This is a genomic window from Actinomadura sp. SCN-SB, from assembly GCF_043906805.1.
Lineage (GTDB): Bacteria > Actinomycetota > Actinomycetes > Streptosporangiales > Streptosporangiaceae > Spirillospora.
This window is the reverse complement of the sequence record NZ_JBIMPP010000008.1, coordinates 1-25,380: the sequence shown is the minus strand read 5'-3', so window position 1 is coordinate 25,380 and position 25,380 is coordinate 1. Positions and strand designations below refer to the sequence as shown.

Annotated in this window: 24 protein-coding genes and 1 pseudogene; 16 read left to right on the top strand and 9 right to left on the bottom strand. The window is 72.5% G+C overall.

Annotated features, from left to right (window positions below; translation table 11 throughout):
- Positions 1-89: 89 nt before the first annotated feature.
- The 4 genes from ACGWYJ_RS07280 to ACGWYJ_RS07265 all read right to left on the bottom strand — a co-directional run bounded on the left by ACGWYJ_RS07280 (position 90) and on the right by ACGWYJ_RS07265 (position 5,320).
- The gene (locus ACGWYJ_RS07280; protein WP_395104867.1) at positions 90-581 is read right to left on the bottom strand and encodes a DUF4234 domain-containing protein; all 492 of its coding nucleotides are present in this window, start codon (positions 579-581) and stop codon (positions 90-92) included.
- 169 nt (positions 582-750) lie between these two features.
- Entirely contained in the window at positions 751-2,358 is a 1,608-nt protein-coding gene (locus ACGWYJ_RS07275) for a metallophosphoesterase family protein (RefSeq protein ID WP_395104865.1), read from the bottom strand.
- 366 nt (positions 2,359-2,724) lie between these two features.
- Positions 2,725-3,654 (bottom strand): diacylglycerol/lipid kinase family protein, encoded by a 930-nt coding sequence (locus ACGWYJ_RS07270; protein ID WP_395104863.1) that lies wholly within the window; start codon positions 3,652-3,654, stop codon positions 2,725-2,727.
- A 49-nt stretch (positions 3,655-3,703) separates the two neighbouring features.
- Positions 3,704-5,320: an FAD-binding oxidoreductase gene (locus ACGWYJ_RS07265; RefSeq protein ID WP_395104861.1), complete on the bottom strand. Its 1,617-nt coding sequence runs from the start codon at positions 5,318-5,320 to the stop codon at positions 3,704-3,706.
- Positions 5,321-5,337: 17 nt separating this feature from the next.
- Here ACGWYJ_RS07265 and ACGWYJ_RS07260 point away from each other — a divergent pair, with 17 nt between their 5' ends.
- The 4 genes from ACGWYJ_RS07260 (at position 5,338) to ACGWYJ_RS07245 (ending at position 9,250) form a co-directional block, all read left to right on the top strand.
- Positions 5,338-5,931 (top strand): TetR/AcrR family transcriptional regulator, encoded by a 594-nt coding sequence (locus ACGWYJ_RS07260; RefSeq protein WP_395104859.1) that lies wholly within the window; start codon positions 5,338-5,340, stop codon positions 5,929-5,931.
- A gap of 276 nt (positions 5,932-6,207) precedes the next feature.
- Entirely contained in the window at positions 6,208-7,770 is a 1,563-nt protein-coding gene (locus ACGWYJ_RS07255; protein ID WP_395104857.1) for a glycerol-3-phosphate dehydrogenase/oxidase, read from the top strand.
- Between the two features lie 89 nt (positions 7,771-7,859).
- A complete protein-coding gene (locus tag ACGWYJ_RS07250; protein ID WP_395104855.1) occupies positions 7,860-8,762 on the top strand; it encodes a sucrase ferredoxin in 903 nt (300 codons plus the stop codon).
- Positions 8,763-8,953: 191 nt separating this feature from the next.
- A complete protein-coding gene (locus tag ACGWYJ_RS07245) occupies positions 8,954-9,250 on the top strand; it encodes a WhiB family transcriptional regulator (RefSeq protein ID WP_081640018.1) in 297 nt (98 codons plus the stop codon).
- A gap of 193 nt (positions 9,251-9,443) precedes the next feature.
- Here ACGWYJ_RS07245 and ACGWYJ_RS07240 read toward each other — a convergent pair whose 3' ends face one another.
- The 3 genes from ACGWYJ_RS07240 to ACGWYJ_RS07230 form a co-directional block, all read right to left on the bottom strand.
- Positions 9,444-10,181 carry a phosphoribosyltransferase gene (locus ACGWYJ_RS07240; RefSeq protein ID WP_395104853.1) on the bottom strand — a complete coding sequence of 246 codons (738 nt, stop codon included), beginning with the start codon at positions 10,179-10,181 and terminating at the stop codon, positions 9,444-9,446.
- A 147-nt stretch (positions 10,182-10,328) separates the two neighbouring features.
- Positions 10,329-11,285, bottom strand: coding sequence for a phosphotriesterase (locus ACGWYJ_RS07235; RefSeq protein ID WP_395104851.1), 957 nt, complete (start codon positions 11,283-11,285; stop codon positions 10,329-10,331).
- A gap of 55 nt (positions 11,286-11,340) precedes the next feature.
- The gene (locus ACGWYJ_RS07230; RefSeq protein WP_395104850.1) at positions 11,341-12,534 is read right to left on the bottom strand and encodes a YihY/virulence factor BrkB family protein; all 1,194 of its coding nucleotides are present in this window, start codon (positions 12,532-12,534) and stop codon (positions 11,341-11,343) included.
- A 671-nt stretch (positions 12,535-13,205) separates the two neighbouring features.
- Here ACGWYJ_RS07230 and ACGWYJ_RS07225 point away from each other — a divergent pair.
- The 5 genes from ACGWYJ_RS07225 to ACGWYJ_RS07205 are packed head-to-tail and all read left to right on the top strand — an operon-like array spanning position 13,206 to position 16,836.
- Complete coding sequence (locus ACGWYJ_RS07225; protein ID WP_395104848.1) at positions 13,206-14,876, top strand: nitrite/sulfite reductase; 1,671 nt, start codon at positions 13,206-13,208, stop codon at positions 14,874-14,876.
- A gap of 16 nt (positions 14,877-14,892) precedes the next feature.
- On the top strand, positions 14,893-15,072 hold the full coding sequence (locus ACGWYJ_RS07220; RefSeq protein ID WP_395104846.1) for an Insertion element protein: 180 nt from the start codon (positions 14,893-14,895) through the stop codon (positions 15,070-15,072).
- Positions 15,069-15,779 (top strand): phosphoadenylyl-sulfate reductase, encoded by a 711-nt coding sequence (locus tag ACGWYJ_RS07215; RefSeq protein WP_395104844.1) that lies wholly within the window; start codon positions 15,069-15,071, stop codon positions 15,777-15,779. Before ACGWYJ_RS07220 ends, ACGWYJ_RS07215 begins: the two co-directional genes overlap by 4 nt.
- Entirely contained in the window at positions 15,761-16,525 is a 765-nt protein-coding gene (locus ACGWYJ_RS07210; RefSeq protein WP_395104842.1) for a sirohydrochlorin chelatase, read from the top strand. The genes ACGWYJ_RS07215 and ACGWYJ_RS07210 overlap by 19 nt, the downstream gene beginning before the upstream one ends.
- Before the next feature lie 53 nt (positions 16,526-16,578).
- Positions 16,579-16,836: a hypothetical protein gene (locus tag ACGWYJ_RS07205; protein ID WP_395104840.1), complete on the top strand. Its 258-nt coding sequence runs from the start codon at positions 16,579-16,581 to the stop codon at positions 16,834-16,836.
- Here ACGWYJ_RS07205 and ACGWYJ_RS07200 read toward each other — a convergent pair.
- On the bottom strand, positions 16,833-17,555 hold the full coding sequence (locus ACGWYJ_RS07200) for a DUF1707 domain-containing protein (RefSeq protein WP_395104839.1): 723 nt from the start codon (positions 17,553-17,555) through the stop codon (positions 16,833-16,835). The two genes, ACGWYJ_RS07205 and ACGWYJ_RS07200, sit on opposite strands and share 4 nt — an antisense overlap.
- Positions 17,556-17,776: 221 nt before the next feature.
- Here ACGWYJ_RS07200 and ACGWYJ_RS07195 point away from each other — a divergent pair, with 221 nt between their 5' ends.
- Entirely contained in the window at positions 17,777-19,363 is a 1,587-nt protein-coding gene (locus ACGWYJ_RS07195) for an FAD-binding oxidoreductase (RefSeq protein ID WP_395104837.1), read from the top strand.
- Here ACGWYJ_RS07195 and ACGWYJ_RS07190 read toward each other — a convergent pair.
- Entirely contained in the window at positions 19,347-20,288 is a 942-nt protein-coding gene (locus ACGWYJ_RS07190; RefSeq protein ID WP_395104835.1) for a LysR substrate-binding domain-containing protein, read from the bottom strand. The two genes, ACGWYJ_RS07195 and ACGWYJ_RS07190, sit on opposite strands and share 17 nt — an antisense overlap.
- 72 nt (positions 20,289-20,360) lie before the next feature.
- Here ACGWYJ_RS07190 and ACGWYJ_RS07185 point away from each other — a divergent pair, with 72 nt between their 5' ends.
- The 6 genes and pseudogenes from ACGWYJ_RS07185 to ACGWYJ_RS07160 form a co-directional block, all read left to right on the top strand.
- Positions 20,361-21,542 (top strand): M24 family metallopeptidase, encoded by a 1,182-nt coding sequence (locus ACGWYJ_RS07185; RefSeq protein WP_395104833.1) that lies wholly within the window; start codon positions 20,361-20,363, stop codon positions 21,540-21,542.
- Positions 21,543-21,576: 34 nt separating this feature from the next.
- Complete coding sequence (locus ACGWYJ_RS07180; protein ID WP_395104831.1) at positions 21,577-22,761, top strand: mandelate racemase/muconate lactonizing enzyme family protein; 1,185 nt, start codon at positions 21,577-21,579, stop codon at positions 22,759-22,761.
- 101 nt (positions 22,762-22,862) lie between these two features.
- Positions 22,863-23,426 (top strand): DUF4262 domain-containing protein, encoded by a 564-nt coding sequence (locus tag ACGWYJ_RS07175; protein WP_395104829.1) that lies wholly within the window; start codon positions 22,863-22,865, stop codon positions 23,424-23,426.
- 33 nt (positions 23,427-23,459) lie between these two features.
- The gene (locus ACGWYJ_RS07170; RefSeq protein ID WP_395105010.1) at positions 23,460-23,960 is read left to right on the top strand and encodes a GNAT family N-acetyltransferase; all 501 of its coding nucleotides are present in this window, start codon (positions 23,460-23,462) and stop codon (positions 23,958-23,960) included.
- Between the two features lie 167 nt (positions 23,961-24,127).
- Positions 24,128-24,595, top strand: coding sequence for an ATP-binding protein (locus ACGWYJ_RS07165; RefSeq protein WP_395104828.1), 468 nt, complete (start codon positions 24,128-24,130; stop codon positions 24,593-24,595).
- A 42-nt stretch (positions 24,596-24,637) separates the two neighbouring features.
- Positions 24,638-25,380 (top strand): annotated as a pseudogene (locus ACGWYJ_RS07160) (glycogen debranching enzyme); the annotation flags it as partial.

The window sequence follows — 25,380 nt, the reverse complement described above, 5'->3', positions numbered from 1 at the left end:
CTGACAGAACGGCCGGGGCGGACGGGTCCTCACGAAACGGCGCCGCTCCCCCCGCCGGGCGGAGGGAGCGGCGCGGCGACGGAAGCGGATCAGGCCGCCAGCGACACCGGCTGGCCGGGCTGGATGTCGCCGTAGCGGTCGACGACCTTGTTCAGCTGGAGCTGGTAGTAGAGCACCCCGAAGCCGATGAGGCCCAGCAGGAAGCCGATACCGCCGCTGCACGTGGGCTGGAGGCCCGCGGCGCGCTGCGCCTGCGCGATCCGCCCGGCGAGCTTGACGTACATGACCAGCGGCCAGATGCCCAGCGTGATGAACCCGAAGATCAGCGACAGCAGCGCGTTGGTGGCGGCGTCGCCGGTACGGCGGTCGTAGGCGAACAGCTCCGCGTGCACCTTGTAGAACCACACGAGCCCGTAGATGCCGAACGTGATGATCGGCAGGCCGAGCCAGACCCCGAGCGGGTTGCGGCGCTTCATGTTGTATCCGGTCGCCACGGCGGGGGCGTGCTGCTGCGCTGGGACGGGCGCGTGACCGGCCTGCTGGTACTGCTGATGACCCTGGCCCTGTTGGGGGTAGCTCATGCTGTTGTTCTCTCCCGTATGCTCGCCGCGGACCATGGCGGTCCCCCGGACCGGCGGCGAGTGATGTGAAGCCCTGACTGAGTATCAGCACTGTACGGGAGCGCGGCACCACTGTCCTGGATCGGCTTGATATGTCCGGCGATTTTGAACAATCGCCCAACATGGACGCCTAGCGCAGCGGGATGCTGACCTCGTCCTCGCACGGCGGGTCGAGCTCCTGGTCGCCGCAGCCGGTCACGGCGTAGCAGCGGATGCGCAGCGCGTCCGGACTGACGTCCAGGCGCAGGAAGTTCTTGAAGAAGGGCGGCCGGTCCCAGTCGGCCATCTCCGAGCGGAACCGCTGCCGCACCTTGCGCACCGGCAGCCGTGACATCCCGGGACGGCGCCTCTCCCCGCGCGGCACGCCCAGCAGCGAGGCGACGAACCGCACCCGCCACGACGGCACGCCGCCTTGGCCCGGCGCGCTTCCGCGCCGCTCGTTCATGCCTTTGGCGTTCGAGGACGGGGATGGGTTCCCGCCGTAGCCGCGTCCGGGTCGGATGCCGAGCCGGTACCGGATGGCCGCGGTCGCCTCCTCCGGCGTGAGCTCGAACAGCTTGGGCAGCCTGAACACCCGCCCGTACAGCTTGCTGTAGCGCGACAGCGAGTCGCCGCGCAGCGGGTAGCAGCGGAACTCGCTCTCGTCCGTCACGCGCGTCCTGGGAATGGTGTGGGTGGCGTGCATGAACGCGCCGCCGCCACCCGACACCACGTACTGAACGGTGCGCCGCTTCGAGGGATCGGCGCCGTCCGCGTCGTCCAGCCGCACGGGGTAGCGCTGGTAGTTGTGGATGTCGCCGCCGATCGCCGCGACGTAGTTGTGCGCCGGGTCCTTGACGATCGCGTCGACCGTGCCGCCGCCCTCGATCGGGCCGGGCCGGAGGCCGTCGTCCACGTACAACGGCTTGCCGGTGATGAGCAGCTTCGGCTTGGGGCCCGCCGACACCTCGCGCAGCCAGGCGCCCTGGTCCCGGTCAATGCCGCCGGTGATGCCGGTGTCGATGCCCACGATCCGCAGAGCGGGGGTGTCGATGGCCCAGTACGGGCCCGGCTGGAAGGAGCGTTGCCTCGACGTGCCCCGGAACCGGTCGCGCGCCGCGTCCAGGGCCTCGCCGTCCACCTCACCGGAGCGGCGCCACAGCAGCCGGGGCACGAAGCGGAGCGGTCCCGTCCACGGCTCCGGTGAGCAGTCCAGGTCGAGGTCGCAGAACACGCGCAGGAACGCGCGCAGCCCGTCGTACCAGTCGTGGTTGCCCGGCACGGCGTAGATGGGGCCGGGGTAGCCCTGGTACGGGCGGAAGAACTTGTCCGGGTAGTCGGCCGCCTCGCCGCACGGGTAGATCACGTCGCTGGCGATGACCATGAAGTCGGTGTCCGAGCCCACGCTCAGGGCGGCCGGCACCACCGCGTACTGCGACTGGTCGCCTTCCCCCGTGTCACCGAGGAGCAGGAACGAGAACTCCTCGTCCGAGCGATGCATGGTGAATCCAGCGCGGGTGCCCCGGTCGGTCAGCGCGGATACGCAGCGGCGGCGGATCCCGTTGGACGGATCGCCGAAGAGCCTGGCGATGACGTCGTTGCGGGAACGCCACAGCACCAGGGGACGCCGCCAGGAGAACGCCGACACGCGTTCGGGCATCAGGTCGTAGAAGCTGCCCCTCTTCGCGCAGGTCCAGCCCGCCCCCGCCTCGGAGTCGCGTGAGTTCTCCGGCCTGTCGGGCGTGGTTTCCGATGCCACGGCGTCCTCGGCGCGCACGAGCAACCTCCGGGGGGAAGCGGGTCGGGACGACCACATATTGTGCCGTCCGCCTCGCTCGCCCACGTAACGGTTCCGGAAGCCACATTCGCGTTGAGGGGAACGAAAGGAGGGCTTCGGGGCGCGAAGGGAAGTGACCCGGACATGACGGGCGCCGGTGTCAACCCCCCGTGGACACCGGCGCCCTCACGTCCAGGGCGTCTGTGCGCATCATGAGTCCCCCCAGAACGGCGAGCTGTCGCCTTCTCATGATGCCGGCACAGACGTCCCGTAGGTCCCTAATGGCGGGACGTCATCCACGTTATACGGATGTCCGTAATGCCGGAGTCAACCCCGGTCCCCGCACGGTCAAAGACTGGGCCCCTCCTGCCCGTCCGCCGGCGGCGCGAGCACGCGCAGCGCCCCCGGCATGACGCGCGCGGTCACCGGGAGCGTGCCCGGAAGCTCCCCGTCGGCCCCGTACGGCAGGGCCCTGCCTGGCGTCGCCAGCTCGATCCGCACCTCGCGGCCGCGCACCACCTCCACCTGCGGGCGGCGGACGTGCGACCCGTCCTCCAGCTCCCGCATCACGGCGAAGAACAGCGTCCGCGAGGCGTGCTTGATGATGACGACGTCGAGCAGCCCGTCGTCCACCGCCGCGTCCGGGGCGATGTGACGGCCGAAACCGTAGAAGCCGGAGTTGGCGGCGACCACCGTGTACCCGCGCCGTTCCATGACCTCGCCGTCCACCGTGATCCGGTAGTCAGCGGGACGCCAGCCGAGCACGGCGCGCAGCGCGCCGACGTAGTAGGCCGCCGAGCCGCGCAGCAGCCGCGTCTTGTTGGCGTTGTCGTTGGCCACGGCGTCCACCCCCGCGTACACGCTGCCCAGGACGGGGGTGCCGTTGGCCTCGATGACGTCCACGGCGCGCGGCTCGCCCTCCAGCAGCAACGCGGCCAGCTCGGACGGGGCGGACGGGATGCCCAGCTGCCGCGCGAAGTCGTTGCCGCGCCCGGACGGGACGATGCCGAACGGCGCCTCGGTCCCCGCCAGGGCGCCGCCGACGCAGCCGACCATGCCGTCGCCGCCCACGCCCAGCACCACGTCGCCACGCTTCGCCGCCGCCCGCGCCAGGGTGGCGGCGTGCCCCAGGCCGCGGCTGTACTCCACCAGGACCTCGGCGCCCGCCTGGCGTAACTCGCGCGCGAGCGAGACCAGGGTGCCGGCGCCCGCCGACCCGCCGGCGGCGGGATTGACGATCGCGGTGAACGCGCGGGGGTGTCGTGTCTGTTCTGCCATCGCGGCCGCTCCTCGGGGGGCAGATCGTGAACGCGGACCTAGGGAGCAGTCAGGGGATGAGCACACCCGGGTTCAGGATGCCGGACGGGTCGACCCGGCGCTTGACCGCCCGCACGATCTCCACGCCCAGAGGCCCGATCTCACGGGCGTACCAGTCGCGGTGATCGGTGCCGACCCCATGGTGATGGGTGATCGTACCGCCCGCCGCGAGGATCGCGTCGTTGGCCGCGTGCTTGGCCTTCTCCCAATGCTTCACGGCCTTGGCGGCGTTCCCGCCTTCGCCGCCGCCTTGCGCGGAGACCACCGTGAAGTACAGCGAGGCACCCGCCGCGTAGACGTGCGAGATGTGGCACATCACCAGTGGTGGCGTGCCCGCGCCCGACAGGACGCGGATCAGCGCCTCCCGTACGGCCGCGTACAGGTCCGGGACGCGCGACCAGTACGTCGCGGTCTCCAGCGTCTCGGCGAAGGCGCCCACGTCGAGCAGCGCGTCGCGCAGGTACGGGGCGTTGAAACGGCCGTGCTCCCATTTCTCTCCGGGCTCGGAGCCCAGCGGCTCGCCGCCCAGCCCGGACAGGACGGCACGGACGGCCGCACGTCGCCGGGCGATCTCGTCGGGCGTCCCCTCGTACCCGAGGATCGCCAGGCAGCCGGCGGACCCGGACGACGTGCCGACCGCCGACGGATCGGCCAGCCCGATGGCCGTCTCGGTCTCGTCCGACAGCCGCGCCACCACCGGGAGCGGGCCGTCCTGGGCGAGCCGGCGCAGCGCGGCGGCGCCCGCCGCGAACGACGGGAAGCGCCACCCCTCGTACGCCGTGGCCTCGGGGACGGGACGCACCCGTACCGTCACCGAGGTGATCACGCCGAACGCGCCCTCCGAGCCCAGGACGAGCTGCCGCAGATCGGGCCCTGCGGCCGAACGGGGCGCGCGGCCCAGGTCGAGGGTGCCCTCGGGGGTCGCTGCCGTGAGCCCGGTGACCATGTCGTCGAAGCGCCCGTACCCCGCCGACGCCTGGCCGCTCGACCGCGCCGCCGCGAACCCGCCGATGGTGGCCCACTCGTACGACTGGGGGAAATGCCCCAGCGTGAACCCGCGTTCGCGCAGCAGCGCCTCCGCCTGAGGCGCGCGCAAGCCGGGCTCCAGGACGGCGGTCCGGGACACCGGGTCGAGCGAGACCAGCGCGTCCATCCGGCGCAGGTCGAGGGCGATGAACGCGCCCGCGGCCCGTGGGGCGAGCCCGCCGACGACCGACGTTCCGCCGCCGAACGGCACGACCGCCACGCCACGCTCCGCGCACACCTTGAGCACGGCCAGGACCTCGTCATGCGTGCCGGGAAGGACCACCGCGTCCGGCGCGTCGGAGACCTCGCCGGACCGGATGCGCAGCAGATCGGGCGTCGACCTGCCCCGGGTATGCCGGATCCGCGACTCCGCGTCCACGCGCACATGCTCCGCGCCGCCGACCGCGCCGGCGAGGGCCTCGACACAGTCCGCGGGAAGGCGGGACTCGGGCGGCGCGATCTCGTCCAGGGCCACCGGCGGGACATCGCCGGCGGGCACTCCCAGCAGGTCGCGCAGCAGCTTCACCACGGAATCCGGCAGGGGCGTGGCACGGGCCGGGTCGCCCCAGCCGCTCCAGAGCATGTCCCGGGGAACGTCCATGGCTTACACTGTGACACATGGCGTCAGAACGTCACAATAGGAGACCCGACGACGCGGTCCTGGACGCCGCACGCGACTGCGTCCTCGCCGTCGGCGTACGCCGCACCACGCTGACCGACGTCGCCAGGCGCGCCGGAGTCTCCCGGATGACGCTGTACCGGCGCTGGCCCGACGTCCGCACCCTCGTGGGCGACCTCATGACCCGCGAATGGCTGGCCACCGCCCAGGCCGCACGGCCCCCCGCCACCGGCCCCACCCGGCCCCGGCTCGTCAGGGGCCTGGTCAACGGGGTCGCCGCGCTCCGCACCCACCCCCTGCTCCGCAAGATCATCGAGGTGGATCCGGAGCTGCTGCTCCCCTACATGCTCGACCGCTGCGGCACCAGCCAGCTCGCCCTCCTCGAAATGATCGAATCGGACCTGCGCGACGGCCACGCCGACGGCTCCATCCGCCGCGACGACCCCCGCCGGCAGGCCCGCGCCCTCCTCCTCATCGTCCAGTCGTTCACGCTGTCGGCCCCCACCATGACCGACGACACCGACCCCGACCTGGACAACGCCGCCTTCGACAGGGAACTCGAACACATCCTGGAAAGGACCCTGGCGCCATGAGCTGTGCTCGTCGTTTATTGCAAGCACGAGCTGTGCTCCTCGCCTGGCGGCTCGTCGCTTGTCGTGCCTGCGGCGATCGCTGCATCGCTCCGACTCGCCCAGGGGCTCGCTCCGCGATCAGGTCCTCGCAAGCTCGGACCTGCCTTCGGACGCGATCGCAGCGCTTGGCCGCCGTTCGGGGCTGGGGTTGGGGGCTGGGGTGGTTGAAAGGGGTCTTTATGGCGGGCGCGAGCTGCGCTCCTCGTTTGGGGGGTTTTCGGTTGGGTGGTTGGTGCTGTGAGCGGGCCTGAGCGGTCGTCGTTGAACGCGGGGCGGCGGGCGCGGGAGTTGGAGGCGCTGCCGGGCGAGGTGGTGGACGTCCTGGTCGTCGGGCTCGGCGCGACCGGGGCAGGTGTGGCGCTCGACGCGGCGTCCCGGGGGTTGAGCGTCGCCGCGGTCGACGCGCACGACCTGGCGTTCGGGACGTCCCGTTGGAGCTCCAAGCTGATCCACGGCGGGCTGCGTTACCTGGCGTCCGGGCAGGTGGACGTGGCGTACGAGAGCGCCGTGGAACGCGGGATCCTGATGGAGCGCACGGCACCGCACCTGGTGCGCGCCCTGCCGTTCGTGCTGCCGCTGACCTCGCTGGTGTCGCGGCGGGACGCGGCGATCACCCGTGGCGGGCTGGCCGCCGGGGACGTGCTGCGGCGGGCCGCGGGCACGCGGCGCGGGACGCTGCCGCGCCCGCGGCGGCTGTCCACGGTGGAGACGCTGCGGCTGGCGCCCGTGCTGCGCCCGTACGGGCTGCGCGGCGGCCTGCTGTCCTGGGACGGGCAGCTCGCCGACGACGCCCGGCTGGTCACCGCGATCGCCCGGACCGCCGCCGCGCACGGCGCCCGGATCCTCACCCGGTGCCGCGCGCTGACCGTTTCCGGCGACGGCGCCCTGCTGCGCGACGAGATCACGGGACGGACCCTCAGCGTCCGGGCCCGTTCGGTGATCAACGCGGCCGGGGTGTGGGCCGGGGGGCTGGTGGACGGGCTACGGCTGCGCCCTTCGCGCGGCACCCATCTGGTGCTGCGCGCGGAGAGCCTGCGGGGTCTGACGGCGGGCGTGCAGGTTCCGGTGCCGGGTTCGCGGGCTCGGTACGTCCTGGTGCTGCCGCAGGGCGACGGGCGGGTGTACGTGGGCCTGACGGACGAGGCCGCCGATGGCCCGATCCCCGACGTGCCCGAGCCCACCGAGGCCGAGATCGGGTTCCTGCTGGACGTCCTGGACTCGGTCCTGGACCTCCCCGTTCACAGGGACGAGGTCGCCGGGGCCTACGCGGGTCTGCGTCCCCTCCTCGACGACGGGGAGGGGGCGACCGCGGACATCTCGCGGCGGCACCAGGTGCTGACCTCGCCCGACGGGGTGATCACGATCCTCGGGGGCAAGCTCACCACGTACCGGCGGATGGCCGAGGACGCGGTGGACGCGGCCGTCCGGGCCCTGCCAGAGGCGGCCGGGCGGCGGAGCAGGACCGCGCGGATCCCGCTCGTGGGGGCCGCGCCGCCGCGCGAGCTGTCCGCGCTCGACGCGCCACCCCGGCTGGTCCGCCGGTACGGGACGGAGGCGCCGCTGCTGGTCGCGCTGGCACGTGACCTCGGGCACGGGCTCGAACCGGTGGCGCCGGGGTCGCCCGTGCTGGGCGTGGAACTGGATTGGGCGGTACGGCACGAGGGGGCGCTCGACGTGGCCGACCTGCTCGACCGGCGCACCCGGATCGGCTTGGTGAAGGCCGACAGGGACGCCGCCGCCCCGGCAGCCGAGGCCGCGTTGCGCCAGGAGGGTCAGCAGACCGGAGTGGCACAACGATAGAAGTGTGACGCGAGTCACATGGCCTGAGCTCGAGGATCTTGATTAGGTTAACCTAACCTACATTTAATGATCGTCTGGGGGGCCGCGTCGTGACGCGCGTGAACGGGTGCGAGCACTGCCCGGGGAGCCATACGGGCACCCGGCCGTGCCTGGCCAGCGCGACACCGAAGACGCGGAGCTGGCTGCTGATCGAGCATCCCGGGCCCTGGCCCGAGCGCGTCGAGCACCTGCCCGCGGGCCCGGTCGGCGACGCCGTGCGGGCCGCCCAGGAGGCCGGCGTCCGCCCCCAGCTCATCCGCAGGCCGCGCCGGCGGCGGCGCACCCCGCCCGTCCAGGTGTACGTGGGCCACTCGGGTGGGGACGACGTCTGGCTTGAGGGCCGGGAGCTGGCCGATCCCGGAGAACTGGCGGAGCTGGACCTTCAGGCCCTCGCCGCCGGTGAGCGCCTCGGTTTCGGGGAGCCGGTCCACGATCCCGTGTTCCTGGTCTGCACGCACGGGCGGCGCAACGCCTGCTGCGCCCGGACGGGCGCGCCCCTGGCACGGCATCTCGCCGGAAGTTTTGACCCATTTGTCTGGGAAACGACGCATGTCGGCGGTGACCGCTACGCCGCGAACCTTGTCTGCCTTCCTCATGCGATCTACTACGGCGACCTCGGCCCCCAGGAGGCCACGGCCGCCGCGAAGGCATATCTGAAAGGCCAGGTCAGCACGGTACGGCTGCGCGGAAGGGCGGGTCTGCCCGAGCCGGCGCAGGCCGCCGAGCACTTCGTGCGGGACCATTCGCGGGTGTTCGAGATCGGCGCGGTGACCGTGGAATCCCTCACCGGAAGATCACCTTACGAGGCGGTGGTCCGGGCGAACCGGAACCGTTACCGGGTGATCTTTGAGAGCGCGCGGGCGGCCGATCCATGCGGCCCGGAGTGCCACGAGAACCTCCGAACCTACTTTGTTAGGGACATCACCCTTCTCAACGAAGCGGCCCTCGTGTAATCTCTCCAAGGCCCCATTCGCGGGTCTCCACTGCCGCACAGGCTCCTCAGGTCCCCGGTGAACCGGGCGGAGGGGAACAGAGCGGCAACTCCAGACGTTGGACCTTTCGGCGCTTCTGACACATGTCTTTGAAGCTCGTCGGGCGTCCATGTCCGTAATTTGCTCAGCAAACCAACCAAGGTGGGTGTTCCATGGCTCAGGTACGTCGGCAGGCAAACCTCCCTCGTCCCAGCTGGGGCTGGCAGGACGCCGCGGCGTGCCGGGGGGAAGACCTCGTGCTCTTCTTCGGCCCCGACGGCGAGCGCCAGCCCGAGCGCGAGATTCGAGAGCGCAAGGCCAAGCAGATCTGCATGGGCTGCCCCGTCCGCTCGGAGTGCCTGGACTACGCCGTGTCCCGGCCCGAGAAGTACGGCACGTGGGGCGGCCTTAACGAGGACGAGCGCGCCTCCGAGCGTCGCCGCCGCATGCGGCGCGCGAACGCCGCCTGACCGACCGGGATCCTCCCCCGGCACGCCACCGGAAGAAACGTCACGGCCCCGCCCGGCGGGGCCGTTCGCGTTGTTTCAGCGCGGGTTTTTCGGCACCGTTCATCACAGCTCCGTCACACCTCTGTCACGGCGCCGTTCATGAATGGCGCGGGAAAGTTCTCGCGCAATACCGCATCCGGCGCCGCCGTGCGGGCTATTTCCGCGAATTCGCCCGCGCGGCGGCGTCGCGCTCCAGCCACGCGATGACGTCCTCGTCGGTGAGCTGCTCGAAATGCGTGTACCACTGGCCCACGGCCTGGAACGAGACGGGCGCGGCCAGCACGACCACGTCGTCCGCCTCCCGTTCCAGCGTGGCGACCGTCTCGGCGGCGCCCACCGGGACGGCCAGGACCAGCCGGGACGGGTGGCGCCGGCGCACGGCCCGCAGCGCGGCCCGCGCCGTGCCCCCGGTGGCCAGCCCGTCGTCCACCACGATCGCGGGACGGTCGCTCAGGTCGGGCAGCGGCCGGTCGCCCCGGTACGCGGCGACCCTGCGGGCCAGCTCGGCCCGTTCGGCCTCCACCGTCCCCGCCAGGTCGCCCTCGTCCAGCCCGAGCCGGCCGAGCAGGCCCTGGTCGAAGACGGGCTCGCCGCCCTCGGCGATGGCCCCCACGCCCAGCTCCGGCTGCGGCGGGTACCCGATCTTGCGGGTCACCAGCACCTCCAGCGGCACGGGCGCGTCCGGCGTGGACAGCCTGCGGGCCACCTCGTACCCGACCGGCACCCCGCCCCGGGGAAGCGCGAGCACCACCGCGCCGTCCAGGCCCATCGGCACCAGGCGCTCGGCGAGCACCCGCCCCGCCTCCGTGCGGTCGGTGAAGGGAAGCCGGACCTGCGGCCGGTCGGACCCGGCGTCCGGCGCGGTCTCACGCGCCGTCCTGTTCCAGCGCATCGGCGTCACCCCCTTCTGGGGACGCGACAGAACACCTTTCGTGTGCTCCTACCCAATTACGCTCGATTACAGCGACCTGTGCCCGACCTCATTTGCCCAGCTCAAGCCGTACCGATCGCGGGTGGAGCCCGAAGGCCGAGGGCGCCGCTAGGCCAGGCCGGTCAGCCAGCGCAGAGGGTTGTCGCGCAGGACGAGGCGGAGCGTCGGCTCGTCGGCGCCGGCGGCGCGGAGGGCGGGCACGAAGGTGTCGAACAGGTAGCCGTAGCCGTGGCCGCCGTAGCGCGGGATGTCGGTCATCCGGGAGATCCCGGTGCTCAGCAGGAGCCGGTCGGCGTGGCCGCCGTCCAGGAACTCCAGGACGTTGCGCACCAGCCGGTCCAGGCGCCCGGGGTCGGCCGCGGCCAGGCCCACCGAGCCGAACGACACGTACGCCCCCGCCTCGGCGATCTTGCGGTGCGCGGCGGGGTCGTCCACCAGGTCCTGCTGGCCCACCGCGACCCGGTTCGGCGGCAGCCCCATCCCGGTCAGGATCTCCAACTGGGCCAGCCCGGAACGGCCGTAGGTGGCGACCGACAGCCCCGAGTAGCGCGCCGCCTGGGCGGCGGCCCGCAGGCACCGCTCCTCGGCCTCGGTGGGGGCCTCGCCCCAGGTGCCGATCTCCCCGATCACGCCGGGCAGCGCGTTGGTGCCGTCGAGGCCGAAGCCGATCTCGGCGAGCAGCCGCTCGGCCAGCCGGTCCACGTCGGACTCGCGCACGTACGCCGGGTGGAACGGCTCGGTGAAGTACCCCGTCCCGGCCACCACGGCGACGCGGGCGCTGGCGCTCATCCGGGCCAGCCCGGCGGCCTGCCGGCCCATCCCGGTGCAGGTCAGATCGACGACCAGGCCCAGGTCGTGGTCGCGGCGCAGCGCGGCCAGCTCGCGGGTGACGGGCTTCTCCTCGTCCAGCCAGCGGTACGGGTCGTCGGCCAGCAGCGCGGGCCGCTGCGGCCAGCGCAGATCCAGGTGGAGATGCTCGCGGGGAAGCACCGCGCCGGTGATGGCGGACGTGGGGATCGTTCCGGTCACGGTGCGCAGCCGCCCGTGTTCCTCGCGGGAGGTCATGTCAGACGAGGCTACGACATTTTTGGACTTTTCAGGTCCCGTCTAGTGGTGGTTTTTACCTTTCGTCCGGGTGACCTTCGTCCGAGGAAACGGAGGAAGGCGGATCGTCCGCACGCGCCGTCTCGCGCACCGCGCGCGCCCTGGCGGTGTTCGCGCTGGGCCAGCGCCGGTCGATCTCGGCGTTCAGCTCGGCGCCGATCAGGACCGCGAGCGCCGCCACGTACAGCCAGGCCAGCATGGCGATCGAGGCGGACAGCGACCCGTACACCGACACCCCGGTCAGCGAGCCCGCCAGGTACAGCCGCAGCGCCACGCTGCCGACGATCCAGATCAGCAGCGCGAGCCCCGCCCCGGGCACCTCGCGCCACCAGGAGGTCCGCACCGGAACGCTCATGTGGTACAGCAGCGCCAGGAACACGATCGACAGCGTCACCACGACCGGCCAGTACAGCATCGTGATCGCCGGAGCGCTCTCGGGCAGCGCGTGCTGCGCCAGCGTCGGGCCCGCCACCAGCAGCGGCAGCACGATGATCAGGACGAGCAGCCCGAGCAGGTAGAGCACGAACGCGCGCAGCCGGGTCCTGATCACCCCGCGGATGCCGGACAGGCCGTAGGCGATGGTGATGGTGTCCACGTAGACGTTGGTGGCGCGGGAGCCCGCCCACAGCGAGATCAGGAAGCTGACCGACACGATGTCCGGGCGGCCGCCGCGGATCACGTCGTCGATCAGCGGGACCACCACCGAGTCCACGGCGGGCCCCGTCAGCACGGTCTGGGCGCGTTCGATCAGCCAGGACCTGATCTCCCGCACGGTGTCGGGGCCCAGCACGCCGCGGATGTGGCCCATCGTCCCGATCAGCCCGATGACCAGCGGGGGCGTGGACAGCAACGCCCAGAAGGCGGCCTCGGCCGCCAGCCCGGTCACCCGGTGCCGGAACGCCGACACCGCGGTCCCGCGGATCAGGGCCCACAGGATCGCCAGGACCGGGACGCCCGGCAGCCCACGCCGCGCCGTCCGCAGCAGCCGGACGAGGTGACCCGGCACTCCCATCGAGGCGAGGGCGAGCGAGCGCGGCGCGCCGCGGAGCGACCGCGAGCGGGCGGCACCGGCCAGCCGGGCCAGCGGGCCGTGATCGTCCAGCCCCTCCGGCTCGTCCGGGTGTCGCCGTGTCTCCGGCCCGCTGTGAACCGCGTCCCCCTCCCCGTCCCCCGTGACGGTGCCGCCGGCGGCGTCCGGAATCGTGGTCACACCGATACACCGTCCGGCGCCGGCCGCGCGTTACCCGGCCGCCGTCCCGCCGGGACGCCCCCGTCCGCGCGTCTCATACCGCTTCTCATGCTTGCCGAACCCTTCCGCTCGTGGTCGTACCCGCTTGGACGCTCGCTACGGCCCCTCCGCCCAAGATCGGCGAGCGCGGCCGGGCGGCGTCCGGCGCATGCCCGGTCGTCGGTGACAATGGAGGGATGATCTGCCATGCGTGCCGCGAGGACCGCCACGGGGACTGCCGTGGCGGATCGTGGTGCGACTGTCAGCATCACCCGGGCCCGGCCCGTCCGGCGCCCGCCCGCGAGGCGTCGGCCCCCACGGAGCCGAGGGCGGCCGAGCCGCGGGTCAACTGGCGGCGGCAGGGGTGAGGCCGGAGATGACTCTTCTCACCCGTCCGCATGCCGGACGCAACTGGACAGCCTGTGAGACGGCATGTCAGAGTGCAGATATGACTGCTGCGGATCCGTTGCTGGTAATGCGCCGGCACGTCGACTTCCTGCGCGTCCGCAGCGCGATCTGTCTGTGACGCCCTGACCACGCCGCCCGTGTTCTACCGGCGCGTGCCGCATCGGCGTCATCCCTGAACCCGTTCCCGCTCAGCGACGAGCCGGCCGCTGGAGACCGCCGGTGCGCCACGCGTCCCCGCCACCTGGATGGATGAGGATCGCGCCGTGCCACCTGCGACCAAGCGCAAGAAGGGCGAGGGCCAGTGGGCCCTCGGCTATCGAGAACCGCTGAACAAGAACGAAGAGAACAAGAAGAACGACGACGGCCTCAACGTCCGCCGCCGCATCATCGACATCTACTCCAAGGCGGGCTTCGACTCGATCGACCCCGCCGACCTGCGCGGCAGGTTCCGCTGGTATGGGCTGTACACCCAGCGCAGGCCGGGGATCGACGGCGGCAAGACGGCGATCCTGGAGGACGAGGAGCTCGACGACCGCTACTTCATGATGCGGGTCCGGATCGACGGCGGGCAGTTGTCCGGGCCGCAGCTGCGGACGATCGCCGACATCTCCACCACCTACGCGCGCGGCACCGCCGACATCACCGACCGGCAGAACGTCCAGTTCCACTGGATCCGGATCGAGGACGTCCCGGAGATCTGGGACCGCCTGGAGGCCGTCGGGCTGGACACCACCGAGGCGTGCGGCGACACCCCGCGCGTCATCCTCGGCTGCCCGCTGGCCGGCATCGCCGAGGACGAGGTGCTGGACGCGACCCCGCAGATCAGGGAGATCCACGATCGCTACATCGGCTCCCCCGAGTTCTCCAACCTGCCGCGCAAGTTCAAGTCGGCGCTGTCGGGCTGCACCGCGCACTGCACCGTGCACGAGATCAACGACGTGGCGTTCGTCGGCGTGGTGAACGACGAGGGCGAGGTGGGCTACCAGGCGTTCGTCGGCGGGGGGCTGTCCACCAACCCGATGTTCGCCAAGAGCCTGGGCGTGTTCGTCCGGCCCGAGCAGGCGCACGAGGTGTGGAAGGGCATCATCGCCATCTTCCGCGACTACGGCTACCGGCGGCTGCGGCACCGCGCCCGGATCAAGTTCCTGGTGAACGACTGGGGACCCGCCAAGTTCCGCGAGGTGCTGGAGAAGGAGTACCTCGGGTACGCGCTGCCCGACGGCCCCGAGCCCGCCGCGCCGCTCCCCCACCGCGACCATGTGGGCGTCCACCGGCAGAAGGACGGCGACTTCTACGTCGGCTTCGCCCCCAAGGTCGGCCGGGTCAACGGGCCGCTGCTGGGCGTCATCGCCGACCTGGCCGAGCGGTACGGGTCGGGACGGGTCCGCACCACCACCGAGCAGAAGATGGTGATCCTCGACGTCCCCGAGGAGAACACCGAGGCCCTGGCCGCCGCGCTGGCCGAGCACGACCTTCAGGTGCGCCCCTCGACGTTCCGGCGGCAGACGATGGCCTGCACCGGCATCGAGTACTGCAAGCTGGCGATCGTCGAGACCAAGCAGCGCGCCATGGATTTGATCGACGAGCTGGAGAAGCGGCTGCCGGACTTCGACCAGCCGCTGAGCATCAACGTCAACGGCTGCCCGAACGCCTGCGCCCGCATCCAGGTCGCCGACATCGGCCTGAAGGGCCAGCTCGTGGTGGACGAGAACGGCGACCAGGTGGAGGGCTTCCAGATCCACCTGGGCGGCCAGGTCGGCGCGTCCTTCGGCAAGAAGGTCCGGGGGCTGAAGACCACCTCGGCGGGTTTGACCGACTACGTTGAGCGCATTGTGCGCAGGTATGACGAGCAGCGTGGCGAGGGTGAGAGCTTCGCCTCGTGGGTACAGCGTGCCGACGACGCCGATCTGAAGTAAAAGGGGCGGTAGAGGAATGAGCGAACGCATGGTGCCGTTCTACTGCCCGTACTGCGGTGAGGAGGATCTGGAACCGCTGGAGCGGGACGGGGCGTGGTTCTGCCGTGGCTGCGTCCGTTCCTTCTCGCTGAGTTTCCTCGGTGTGGGATCCCCCCGGACCACCGCCGCCCGTGAAAGCAAGGAGAGCCTTCGGTGACGCTGCTGGAGACCGACAGACCGACCCTCGACCTGGAAGACATCGTGGAATCGGCCTCGGCGGCCCTGGAAGGCGCCTCCCCGCTGGAGGTCGTCCGGTGGGCCGCGGCCACGTTCGGCGACCGGATCTGCCTGACCTCCTCGATGTCGGACGCCGCGCTGATCCACCTGGTGTCGAAGGTCAAGCCGGGCATCGACGTGCTGTTCGTCGACACCGGCTACCACTTCGCCGAGACCATCGGCACCCGGGACGCGGTGGAGTCGGTGTACCCGGTGAACGTGATCAACGTGACGCCGTCCCGCACGGTCGAGGAGCAGGACGAGGCACTGGGGCCCCGCCTGTACGGCCGCAACCCCGACCTGTGCTGCCACCTGCGCAAGGTGGAGCCGCTGGGCCGGGCGCTGGAGGGCTACATGGCCTGGTTCAGCGGGATCCGCCGGGACGAGACCTCCAGCCGCCGCGACCGCAAGGTCGTCGAGTGGGACCGCAAGCGCTCCATGGTGAAGGTGAACCCGATCCTGGACTGGTCCCAGGAGGACATGGACAACTACATCGCCGACAACGGCGTGATCGTGAACCCGCTGCACTACGACGGCTACCCCTCGATCGGCTGCAAGCCCTGCACCCGTCCCGTCGCGCCGGGCGAGGACCCGCGCAGCGGGCGCTGGGCGGGGATGGGCAAGACCGAATGCGGCATTCACCTGTGACCTCGCCGCCCATGGTCGCGGTGGCGCACGGGAGCAAGGACCCGCGTGCCGCCGCCACCGTGGAGGAGTTGCTGTCGGCCGTGCGGGCACGGCGGCCGGACGTGCCCGTGCTGACCTCCTTCCTCGACCACGCCCCGCCCACGCCGGGCCGCGTCCTGGACGGGCTCGCCTCGCGGGGGACGTCGGACGCGGTGGTGCTGCCGCTGCTGCTGACGGCCGCGTACCACAGCAAGAGCGACATCCCGGGTGTGCTGGCGCGGGTGCGGCGGCGCCATCCGCTGCTGGGGCTGCGCACGGCCGCCACGCTGGGGCCGCATCCGCTGCTGACGGCGGCGCTGGAGCGCCGGCTGGCCGAGGCGGGCGTGGAGATCGGCGACCCGGGCACCGCCGTGGTGCTGGTGTCGGCCGGGTCCAGCGACGCGTCCGCGAACGCCACCATCGGGCGGATGGCCCGGGAGTGGCGCGCCCGCGGCTGGTACAGGGTCGTCCCGGCCTACGCCTCCGCCGCGCGGCCCGACCCCGCCACGGCCGTGCGGGAGCTGTACGGCGCCGGCGCTCCCCGTGTCGTCGTGGCCTCGTACTTCCTGGCTCCCGGTCACTTCGCCGACAAGGTCCGTGCCGAGTCCCTGGAGGCGGGGGCGGCGGCGGTGTCCGACGTCCTGGGCGCCGCCCCGGAGGTGGCCGACCTGGTGGCGCTGCGCTACGCGGAGGCCCTCACGGCGGGCGACCGGGCCACGGCCGTCTGACCGGTCCGCCGCCTCGATCCGCATGTTCGCGGCGATCCGGGTATGCGGTTGTCATGGCCGATCGCGAGGATCCGGGGCACGAGCCCGAACAGACGCATGACAAGCGTTTCGCGCCTGTCACCAGGGATGAGGACGCGCGCGGCCGTACCGTCGTCCCACGGGACGAGGCCGCGGCCCGCCGGAGGGACGAGGTCAGCGGCACCGGTGTTCCCGGGGTGAGGGCCGACGCCGCCGACACGCTGCCGCCCGACGAGGAGGGCGTCCGCGCGGCCGAACGAGGCGACGCCTCGCGCAGGCACCCTCGGCGTTAGTCTTTGCCGCGCCGGTCTTTCCCGTGCTGGTCGCGTCCGGTCTTGCGCTGTTCCCACCAGTCGGCGATGGCCCGCCGGACGGGGTTGTGGTGCTCGTCGTCGACGATCTTCACATCGCCCATGATCACGTTGGCGCGGATGCGGACGACGGGGACGCGGGCGCCGGACCCGGCCTCGCGGACCATCACCTTGCGCTCGCCCAGGACGCAGTAGCCGTTCATCTCCACCACGACGCCGTCCGGGACGATCACCTTCACGTCGCCCATGACGGCGGTGGCGATCAGGTTGACCTCGCCGCTGGGGACCTGGGCGCCGCGCAGGTCGAGGACGACGTCGCCCATCACCGCCAGCGCCTCCAGCTCCTGCTCGACGCGGCCGATGATGCGCTCGGTGCAGTCGCCCATGATCGCGGCGAAGCGCCGCCGCACCTGGGCGGGCGCGGGGGCGGCGCCGGGCGCGCCCATGCCGGGCAGGTCGGCGGTGACGGCGTCCAGGTCGCCGCGGGTGACGGCCAGGTAGGCCGCCTCGGTACGCTCGGCGAGCTCCTCGAAGGTCAGCCGTCCCTCGACGGAGGCCACCCGCAGTCGCTCGACGGCCGCCTCACGCTCGGCGTCGGAGGCGCGCACCGCTCCCGCGGCACGGTGCCGGGGGGCGTCCGGTGGGAGCTGCGACCGGGGCTCCTGCGACCGTCTCCCCGGCTGCGGGGTGGGCTGACTCATGTCTCAGAAGGTATGCCCTCACGGTCATTGGACAATCCGCCGCGGGGACGAGATCGCTCCGGCCCTTCAGGAGGAACCGGCCCGCCGCCCGCGGCCCGGCCACCAGGGTACGGGACGGCCGTCGCGGCCCAAGCCACCGGAGGGGTCCCTCGGGCGCGGGTCCCTCGTAGCGGCCCGGTCGTCCCTTCACGCCGCCGCCCGCGCGGTGCCAGGATGCGGGCGTGAGCGATGCGAAGACGCGGTCCTGGTGGGGCTGGGGCTGGGCCGAGGACGCGATGACGGACGAGGAGTGCGTGGCGCTGGGCGCGCTGCTGCCCGGCCTGCCGTCCCGTCCCCTGCCGGTGCCGGACGTCGGCGACCTGAGGCTGCCCGAGCCGCGGGTGTCGCCTCCCGCGTCGCTCGCGCCGCTGGTCTCCACGGCGCCGGACGACCGGGCCTCGCACGCGCTCGGGAAGGCGTACCGGGACGTGGTGCGGGCGCTGCGCGGCGACCTCGGCCGCGTGCCGGACCTGGTGGCGCGTCCCGCCCGCGAACGGGACGTGGTGGATCTGCTGGACTGGGCGGGCGCGACGGGCACGGCGGTCGTCCCGTACGGGGGCGGCAGCTCGGTGGTCGGCGGCGTGGAGTATCGCGGCGACGCGCACGAGGCGGTGATGTCCCTCGACCTGACCCGGCTGGACAAGGTGCTGGAAGTGGACGAGGTCAGCCGGGCCGCCCGCGTCCAGGCCGGGGTGCTCGGCCCGCACCTGGAGGATCAGCTCAGGCCGTACGGGCTCACGCTGCGGCACTTCCCGCAGAGCTTCGAGTTCTCCACGCTCGGCGGCTGGCTGGCCACCCGGTCGGGCGGCCACTACGCGACGCTGCGCACCCACATCGACGACTTCGCCGAGTCGCTGCGGGTGGTGACCCCGGCGGGCGTCGGCGAGTCCTGGAGGCTGCCCGCCTCGGGCGCCGGCCCCTCACCCGACCGGCTGTTCCTGGGCTCGGAGGGGACGCTCGGGATCATCACCGAGGCGTGGATGCGGCTCCAGGACCGGCCGGACCGCAAGGCGTCGGCGTCGGTGGCCTTCGGCTCGTTCGCGGCGGGCGCCGAGGCGGTGCGGGCGATCGTCCAGGCGGGCCTGAACCCGGCGAACTGCCGGCTGCTGGACCCCGGCGAGGCCGCCATGTCGGGCGCCGGACGGGACGGCCGGGCGGTGCTCGTGCTCGGCTTCGAGTCGGCCCGCGTCCCGGTCGAGGGGAGGCTGGAGGAGGCCGTCGAGATCGCCCGCGCGCACGGCGGCACGCCCGCCGAGCGCCGCGCGGGACGCGACCGGGCCGTGGACTCCTGGCGTTCGGCGTTCCTGCGGATGCCGTACCAGCGGGACGGCATGGCCAGGATGAGCGCCGTCGTCGAGACCTTCGAGACCGCCTGCACCTGGGACCGGCTCCCCGCCCTGTACGAGGCGGTGCGCGCCGGCGTCGGCGCCGCGATCCGCGAGGTCACCGGCGCGGAGGGGCTGGTCAACTGCCGGCTGACGCACGCCTACCCCGATGGCGCCGCCCCCTACTTCACCGTCGTGGCGGCCGGCCGCCGGGGGGACGAGCTCGCCATGTGGGACGAGCTCAAGGCGGCGGCGTCCGAGCTGCTGGCCGCGCACGGCGCCACCATCACCCACCACCACGCCGTGGGCCGCGACCACCGTCCCGGGTACGACCGGCAGCGTCCCGAGCCGTTCGCGCTCGCCCTGCGCGCCGCCAAGGAGGCGCTCGACCCGCACGGCGTCCTCAACCCCGGCGTGCTGATCGACGTCAGCCCCCGTCGCTGACGACCGGCTCGGGCGGGTGCGCGAGGTCCCTCGACAGGGTGTGCGCGGCATGCCTGAGCTCTCGCAGCACGACGGCGATCGGCGGGTTGCGGCGGCTGCCCGCCCTGACCGCGACGGCCACCGTCCGGGACAGTTGGAGGTCGGCGATCTCGCACAGGTGGCTGCCGCCCTCGGCCGCCTCCACGGCGAGCCGCGGCACCAGCGCCACCCCGAGTCCGGCGCGGACCAGCGCGAAGATCACGGTGTAGTCGTTGCTGGTGTACTCGACGCGGGGCGCGAACCCGGCGAGGCCGCAGGCGCGCTCGAACATGGAGTGCAGGGCGTCGTCGCTGTGGGCGGCGATCCAGGGCTGGTCGGCCAGCTCCGACAGCGTCACCGGCCCGGTGTGCAGATCGGCGGGGACCAGCGCCAGCAACGGCTCGCGGAACAGGACGTCGGTCTCGATGCCGGTCTCGCGGACCTTGGGCAGCAGGTTGTACTCGTAGATGAGCGCGGCGTCGAGGCGGCCCGACGTGAGGGCCTTGATCGCGCCTTCGGTCTCGTGCTCGGACAGCCGGACGCGCAGGTCGGGGTGGGCCTCCTTGCAGCGGGCCAGGGCGGTGGGCACCAGGGCGCGGGCGGCGGTCGGGAAGGCGCCGAGCCGCAGCGTGCCGCCCACGGCGGAGGTGAGCTCCGCGACGTGCGCGCGGGCCTCCTCCAGCTCGGCGAGGATCCGCTCGGTGTGCTCGACCAGGACGCGGGCCGCCTCGGTGAACGCCAGCCGGCGGCCGTCGCGGAGGAACAGCGGCGTGCCCACCTCCCGTTCCAGGGCCGAGAGCTGCTGTGAGACCGCGGAGGGCGTCAGCGAGCACGTCCGCGCCGTCTCCGCGATCGTCCCGTGCCTGGACAGCTCGCGCAGAAGCCGCAGACGATGCACGTCGAACATGTAGTCAGATTAACGATCCACAGCAGAAATCGTTACTGGTGCTGAGCGGTCCCGGTGCCGCACCCTGGTCCCATGACAGCGGAGACCTCGCAGGTCGCGGCGCCTTTCACCGCCGCGGCGGGCGGCATCGAGCACGGCACGAGGATCGCGGGGCTGCGCGCGAGGATGGCGGCGCGCGGCATCGGGGCGGTCGCCGTGGCCAGCCCGGAGAACATCTACTACCTGACCGGTCTCGACCATCTCGGCTACTTCGCGTTCACGCTGCTGGTCGTGCCGGCCGAGGGGGCGCCGATCGTGGTGACGCGGGACATGGAACGCGCCACCGTGCGCGCCCAGCTGCCGTGGTGCCGCCATCTGACCTTCCACGACGGCGAGGACCCGGCGGTGGCCGCGACGGCCGCCATCGCCGAACTGGTCCCCCGCGGCGGATCGCTGGCGATCGAGGACGAGTCGATGTTCTTCCCGCCGTCCATCCGGGGCAGGCTGCGGCTGGCGCTGCGGCACCGCGGGTGGCTGGACGCCACGGCGATGCTGGCGGAGATGCGCGCGGTCAAGTCCCCCGCCGAGGTGGAGCACACGCGGGCGGCGGCGCGGGTGTCGCGGGCGGCCATGGACGCCGGGCTCGCGACCGCCCGTCCCGGGGTGGCCGAGCGGCAGGTGGCCACGGCGATCTGGCACGCGATGTACGCGTCGGGCGGCCAGCAGCCGGGGTTCGAGCCGCTGATCCGCCCGCTGTCGATGCTGGACCAGGAGCACGTCTCCTGGGGCGAGCGCGAGCTGCGCGAGGGCGACGGCCTGTTCATCGAGCTGTCGGGATGCGTCCGCCGCTACCACGCGCCCATGAGCCGCACCCTGTACCTGGGGGACGTCCCGGACGAGGGACGGGAGGCGCACGCCGCCGCGTCCGCCGGGTTCGAGGCGGCGCTGGAGGCGCTGCGGCCCGGCGCCCTGACCGGCGAGGTGTACGCGGCGTGGCGGCGCGCGGTCGCGGCCCGCTCGTCCGGCGCCCGGCCGTCCCGGCACCACTGCGGCTACCTGGTGGGGATCGGGTTCCCGCCGAGCTGGGTGGGCGGCGGCGAGGTGCTGGGCATCCGGCCGGACGGGCGTACGGAGATCGTCGCGGGGATGACCTTCCACCTGATGTCGTGGGTGACCCGTCCCGCCGGGCACGCCCTCTCCGACACCGCGCTGGTGACCGACACCGGAGCCGAACTGCTCACCGGCATGTCCCGCGGCCTGCTGGTCGCGGCCTGACCCCTGAACCGTGACCTCACAGCAGGAGGGACCCATGCGCATCACCGCGCTGCGCGCCACCCCGGTGGCGGTGCCGTTCCGCACCGACGAGATCTGGGCGTTCGGGCGCCGCCGCGGCCAGGTGAGCGTCCTGATCGAGGTGGAGACCGACGAGGGCGTCACCGGCCTGGGCGAGGCGTCGGCCTACCCGTCGGCGGACGTGGTGCTGGCGGTGCTGCGCGGCATCGAGCCGCTGGTGGTGGGCGCGGACCCGCTGCGGATCGAGGCGCTGGTCCGCCGGCTCGACCTGGTCGGCACCTGGCATCACGTCAAGATGACCAGCCCGGCCATCGCCGCGGTGGAGACGGCGTGCTGGGACATCCTGGGCAAGGTGAGCGGGCAGCCGCTGGTGAACCTGTTCGGCGGCCGGTTCCGGAACGGCGTCGAGTTCTTCTACTACGTGGCCCGCGCCGAGCCCGCCGAGGTGGAGGCCGAGGCCAAGCTGGCGACGGCGGCCGGCTTCTCCACCTGCTACCTGAAGGTCGGCGCCGACGACCCGCGGCGCGACCTGGAACGGGTGGAGGCGCTGCGCTCGGGGGCGGGGCCGGACGCGCTGCTGCGGGTGGACTCCAACGAGGCGTGGTCGCCGGGCACCGCGATCCGGATGATCAGGGAGCTGGAGCGGTACGGGCTGGAGCTGGTCGAGCAGCCGGTGTCGGGGCGCAACCTCGACGAGATGGCCTACGTGCGCGCCAGGGTGGGCACGCCGCTGCTGGCCAACGAGGCGAGCTGGACCCGGCAGGACCAGCTCGCCGTGATCCGCGCGGGCGCCGCCGACGCGCTGTCGGCGGACAGCCAGATGGACGGCGGCCTGCTCAACCTCAAGCGCTCGGCCGGCATCTGCGAGGCCGCCGGCCTGCCGGTGGTCAAGCACAGCCTGGGCGAGCTGGGGGTGGCCTTGGCCGCCGCCGTCCATGTCATCGCCGCGACCCCCACCTTCCGGTACGCCAACCAGGGGTACGCGGCGCTGCTCGCGGGGGACGTCACCCGGGGCTTCGGCGGTGGGGTGGACGGCTATCTCAACGGTGAGATTCCTGTGCCCACGGGGCCGGGTCTGGGTATCGAGCTGGATCGGGACCGGGTGGAGACCTACGCGGATTTGTACCGTTCCGAGGGGGCGGCCTTCGGCTTCCACGACGGGAACGTCCTGACGGCGGCGCCGGCGCTGCCAAAGCGCTGACCTGCCACTTTCGACGAAAGTTGCACCCCGCTCCGCGGGGTCCGGCCGCCGCGGGGACGCTGATCGGCGACCGGCGATCAACCCGCCGTAAGCTTGACGACATGCCCGACGGCCGTCCCGCATGCGCCTGCATCATCTGCCATGACTACGGCGACCGCGACCGGCTCGACAACTTCCAGCTCCGCACGATCGTCCACGTCACCCAGTACGGCTGGAGCGTGGTACTGATCCCCGCCACCGACGCCGGCCCCGGCTGGGCCTACACCATTGGGCTCTGGCACAGTCACGACTCCCCCGAGCTGGCGATGTTCGGCGGCGACGTCTACGAGATGGAGGAGATCCTCAACACGCTCGGACGGCAGGCCGCCGAGGGACGGGCGCCCGGCGACGGCGAGCGGCGCGAGGACGTCCTGCGCGGCTGGCCGGTGGTGTTCCGCGCCGCCGACCCGCTCTGGCACGAGGCCGCCTTCGGCGGTGCCCTGGCGTTCTACCGGCGCACCCCCATCCCGTTCCTCCAGGTAGTGTGGCCGGACCCGCAGGGCCTCTTCCCCTGGGACGCGGGGACCGGCGGCGTGTACCGCCGTGCCCAGCCCGCGCTGTGGGTGGACCCCCGGCGTCACCCGGAAGGACCGTGGACCCGGCGGCTCGCGGTGCAGACGATCTGACGGTGACAGGGCGGGGACGGGACCACGAAGACCATCGAGACGACGCGCCTGCGGCTGGAACCGCTGGGCGCCCACCACGCCGAGGAGATGGCGGCGGTCCTCGACGACATCCGGCTCCACCGCTACATCGGCGGCGAACCGCTCACGCTGGAGGAGCTGCGCGCCAGGTACGAGCACCTGGTCACCGGCCCCTCCCCCTACTATGGGGAGCGCTGGCTCAACTGGATCGTGCGCCGCCGCCGGGACGGGCAGGCCGTGGGCACCGTCCAGGCCACGGTGACGTCCGGGGACGGCGGTCCCCGCGCCGCGGTGGCATGGGTGATCGGGATGCCCTACCAGGGGTTCGGCTTCGCGACCGAGGCCGCGCGCGGCCTGGTGGACTGGCTGGGCCGCAACGGCGTCCGCGACATCGTCGCCAGCATCCACCCGGACAACCTGGCGTCGGCCGCCGTCGCCCGCCGCGCCGGGCTGCGGCCCACGGATGAGCGCTCCGGGGACGAGATCGTCTGGAGTGACGCAGATCGTTGGAAGTGACGCAAGGGACGGCCGGTTCTCCGCGCAGTCATCTTGATGTCAAGAGACGGCAGGGTCCGCATAGACGGAAGTTTTCGGCCTCCGACGCGACGCGAACCCCCCGGGCGGACGTACTTCGTGGTGGGCCGGTCCCTCACAGGAGCCCGCTCACGGAAAGGAGACGGCGCGTGTCATCCCAAGCGGAAGACGTTCCCCTGGACCTCCCCCTCACCGTCCTCGGCTCCGTCGTCCTTCCCGGCATCGAGCCGGCCGCGTGCCTGGTGCGCCGGTACGCGCGTGCCCTCCTCGGCCCCGGCTTCCCCGGCCTGTACGAGCTCACCGTCGTGGCCAGTGAACTGTTCACCAACGCCGTCCGGCACTCCCGGTCCGGGCATCTGTCCCGCGAGAACGGCTACGGCCATGTCACCATGACCTTCCTCACCGGCGACGGGATGCTCCGGCTTGAGCTGGCCGACCAGGGCGGGCCCGGCACGCCGCGGCTCACCCGCCCCGGCGACGACGGCGAGAGCGGGCGCGGGCTACAAGTGGTGGACGCCCTCAGCCTGGCCTGGGGAGCCGAGCGCCGCGGGTCCGGCACCGTCGTGTGGGCGGAGTTCGCCTGGCCGGGGTGTACCGTGCCACAGGCAGGCGGGTAGGAATCAAAGGCTCACGCCACGACGGAGCCGAGAGGTGAACAGATGCAGGAGGTGTGGCCCGGTGAGGCGTACCCCCTGGGCGCCACATGGGACGGCACCGGGACCAACTTCGCCCTGTTCTCCGAGGTCGCGCAGCGGGTGGAGCTGTGCCTGTTCGACGACGAGGGGCGGGAGCGGCGCATCGCCCTGCCGGAGGTCGACGGGTTCGTCTGGCACGGCTACCTGCCGGGCGTCGGCCCAGGCCAGCGGTACGGCTACCGCGTGCACGGCCCGTACGAGCCGCGTGAGGGCCATCGGTGCAACCCGTCCAAGCTCGTGCTCGACCCATACGCCAAGGCCGTCGAGGGCGCGATCCGGTGGCACGAGTCGCTGTTCTCCTACCGGTTCTCCGACCCGGACGTCCTGAACACCGACGACAGCGCGCCCCACATGCCCAAGAACGTGGTGGTGAACCCGTTCTTCGACTGGGGGGACGACCGGCCGCCGCGCATCCCGTACCACGAGAGCCTCATCTACGAGGCGCACGTGAAGGGGCTGACCCGGCTGCACCCGGCGATCCCCGAGGAGCAGCGCGGCACCTACGCGGCGCTGGCCCACCCGGTGATGATCGACCATTTCACCGATCTGGGGGTGACGGCGGTCGAGCTGATGCCGGTGCACCAGTTCGTCCCCGAGCACGCCCTGGTCGCGCGCGGCCTGACCAACTACTGGGGCTACAACACCCTGGGCTACCTGGCCCCGCACAACGCCTACAGCTCGTCAGGGCAGCGCGGAGAGCAGGTGCT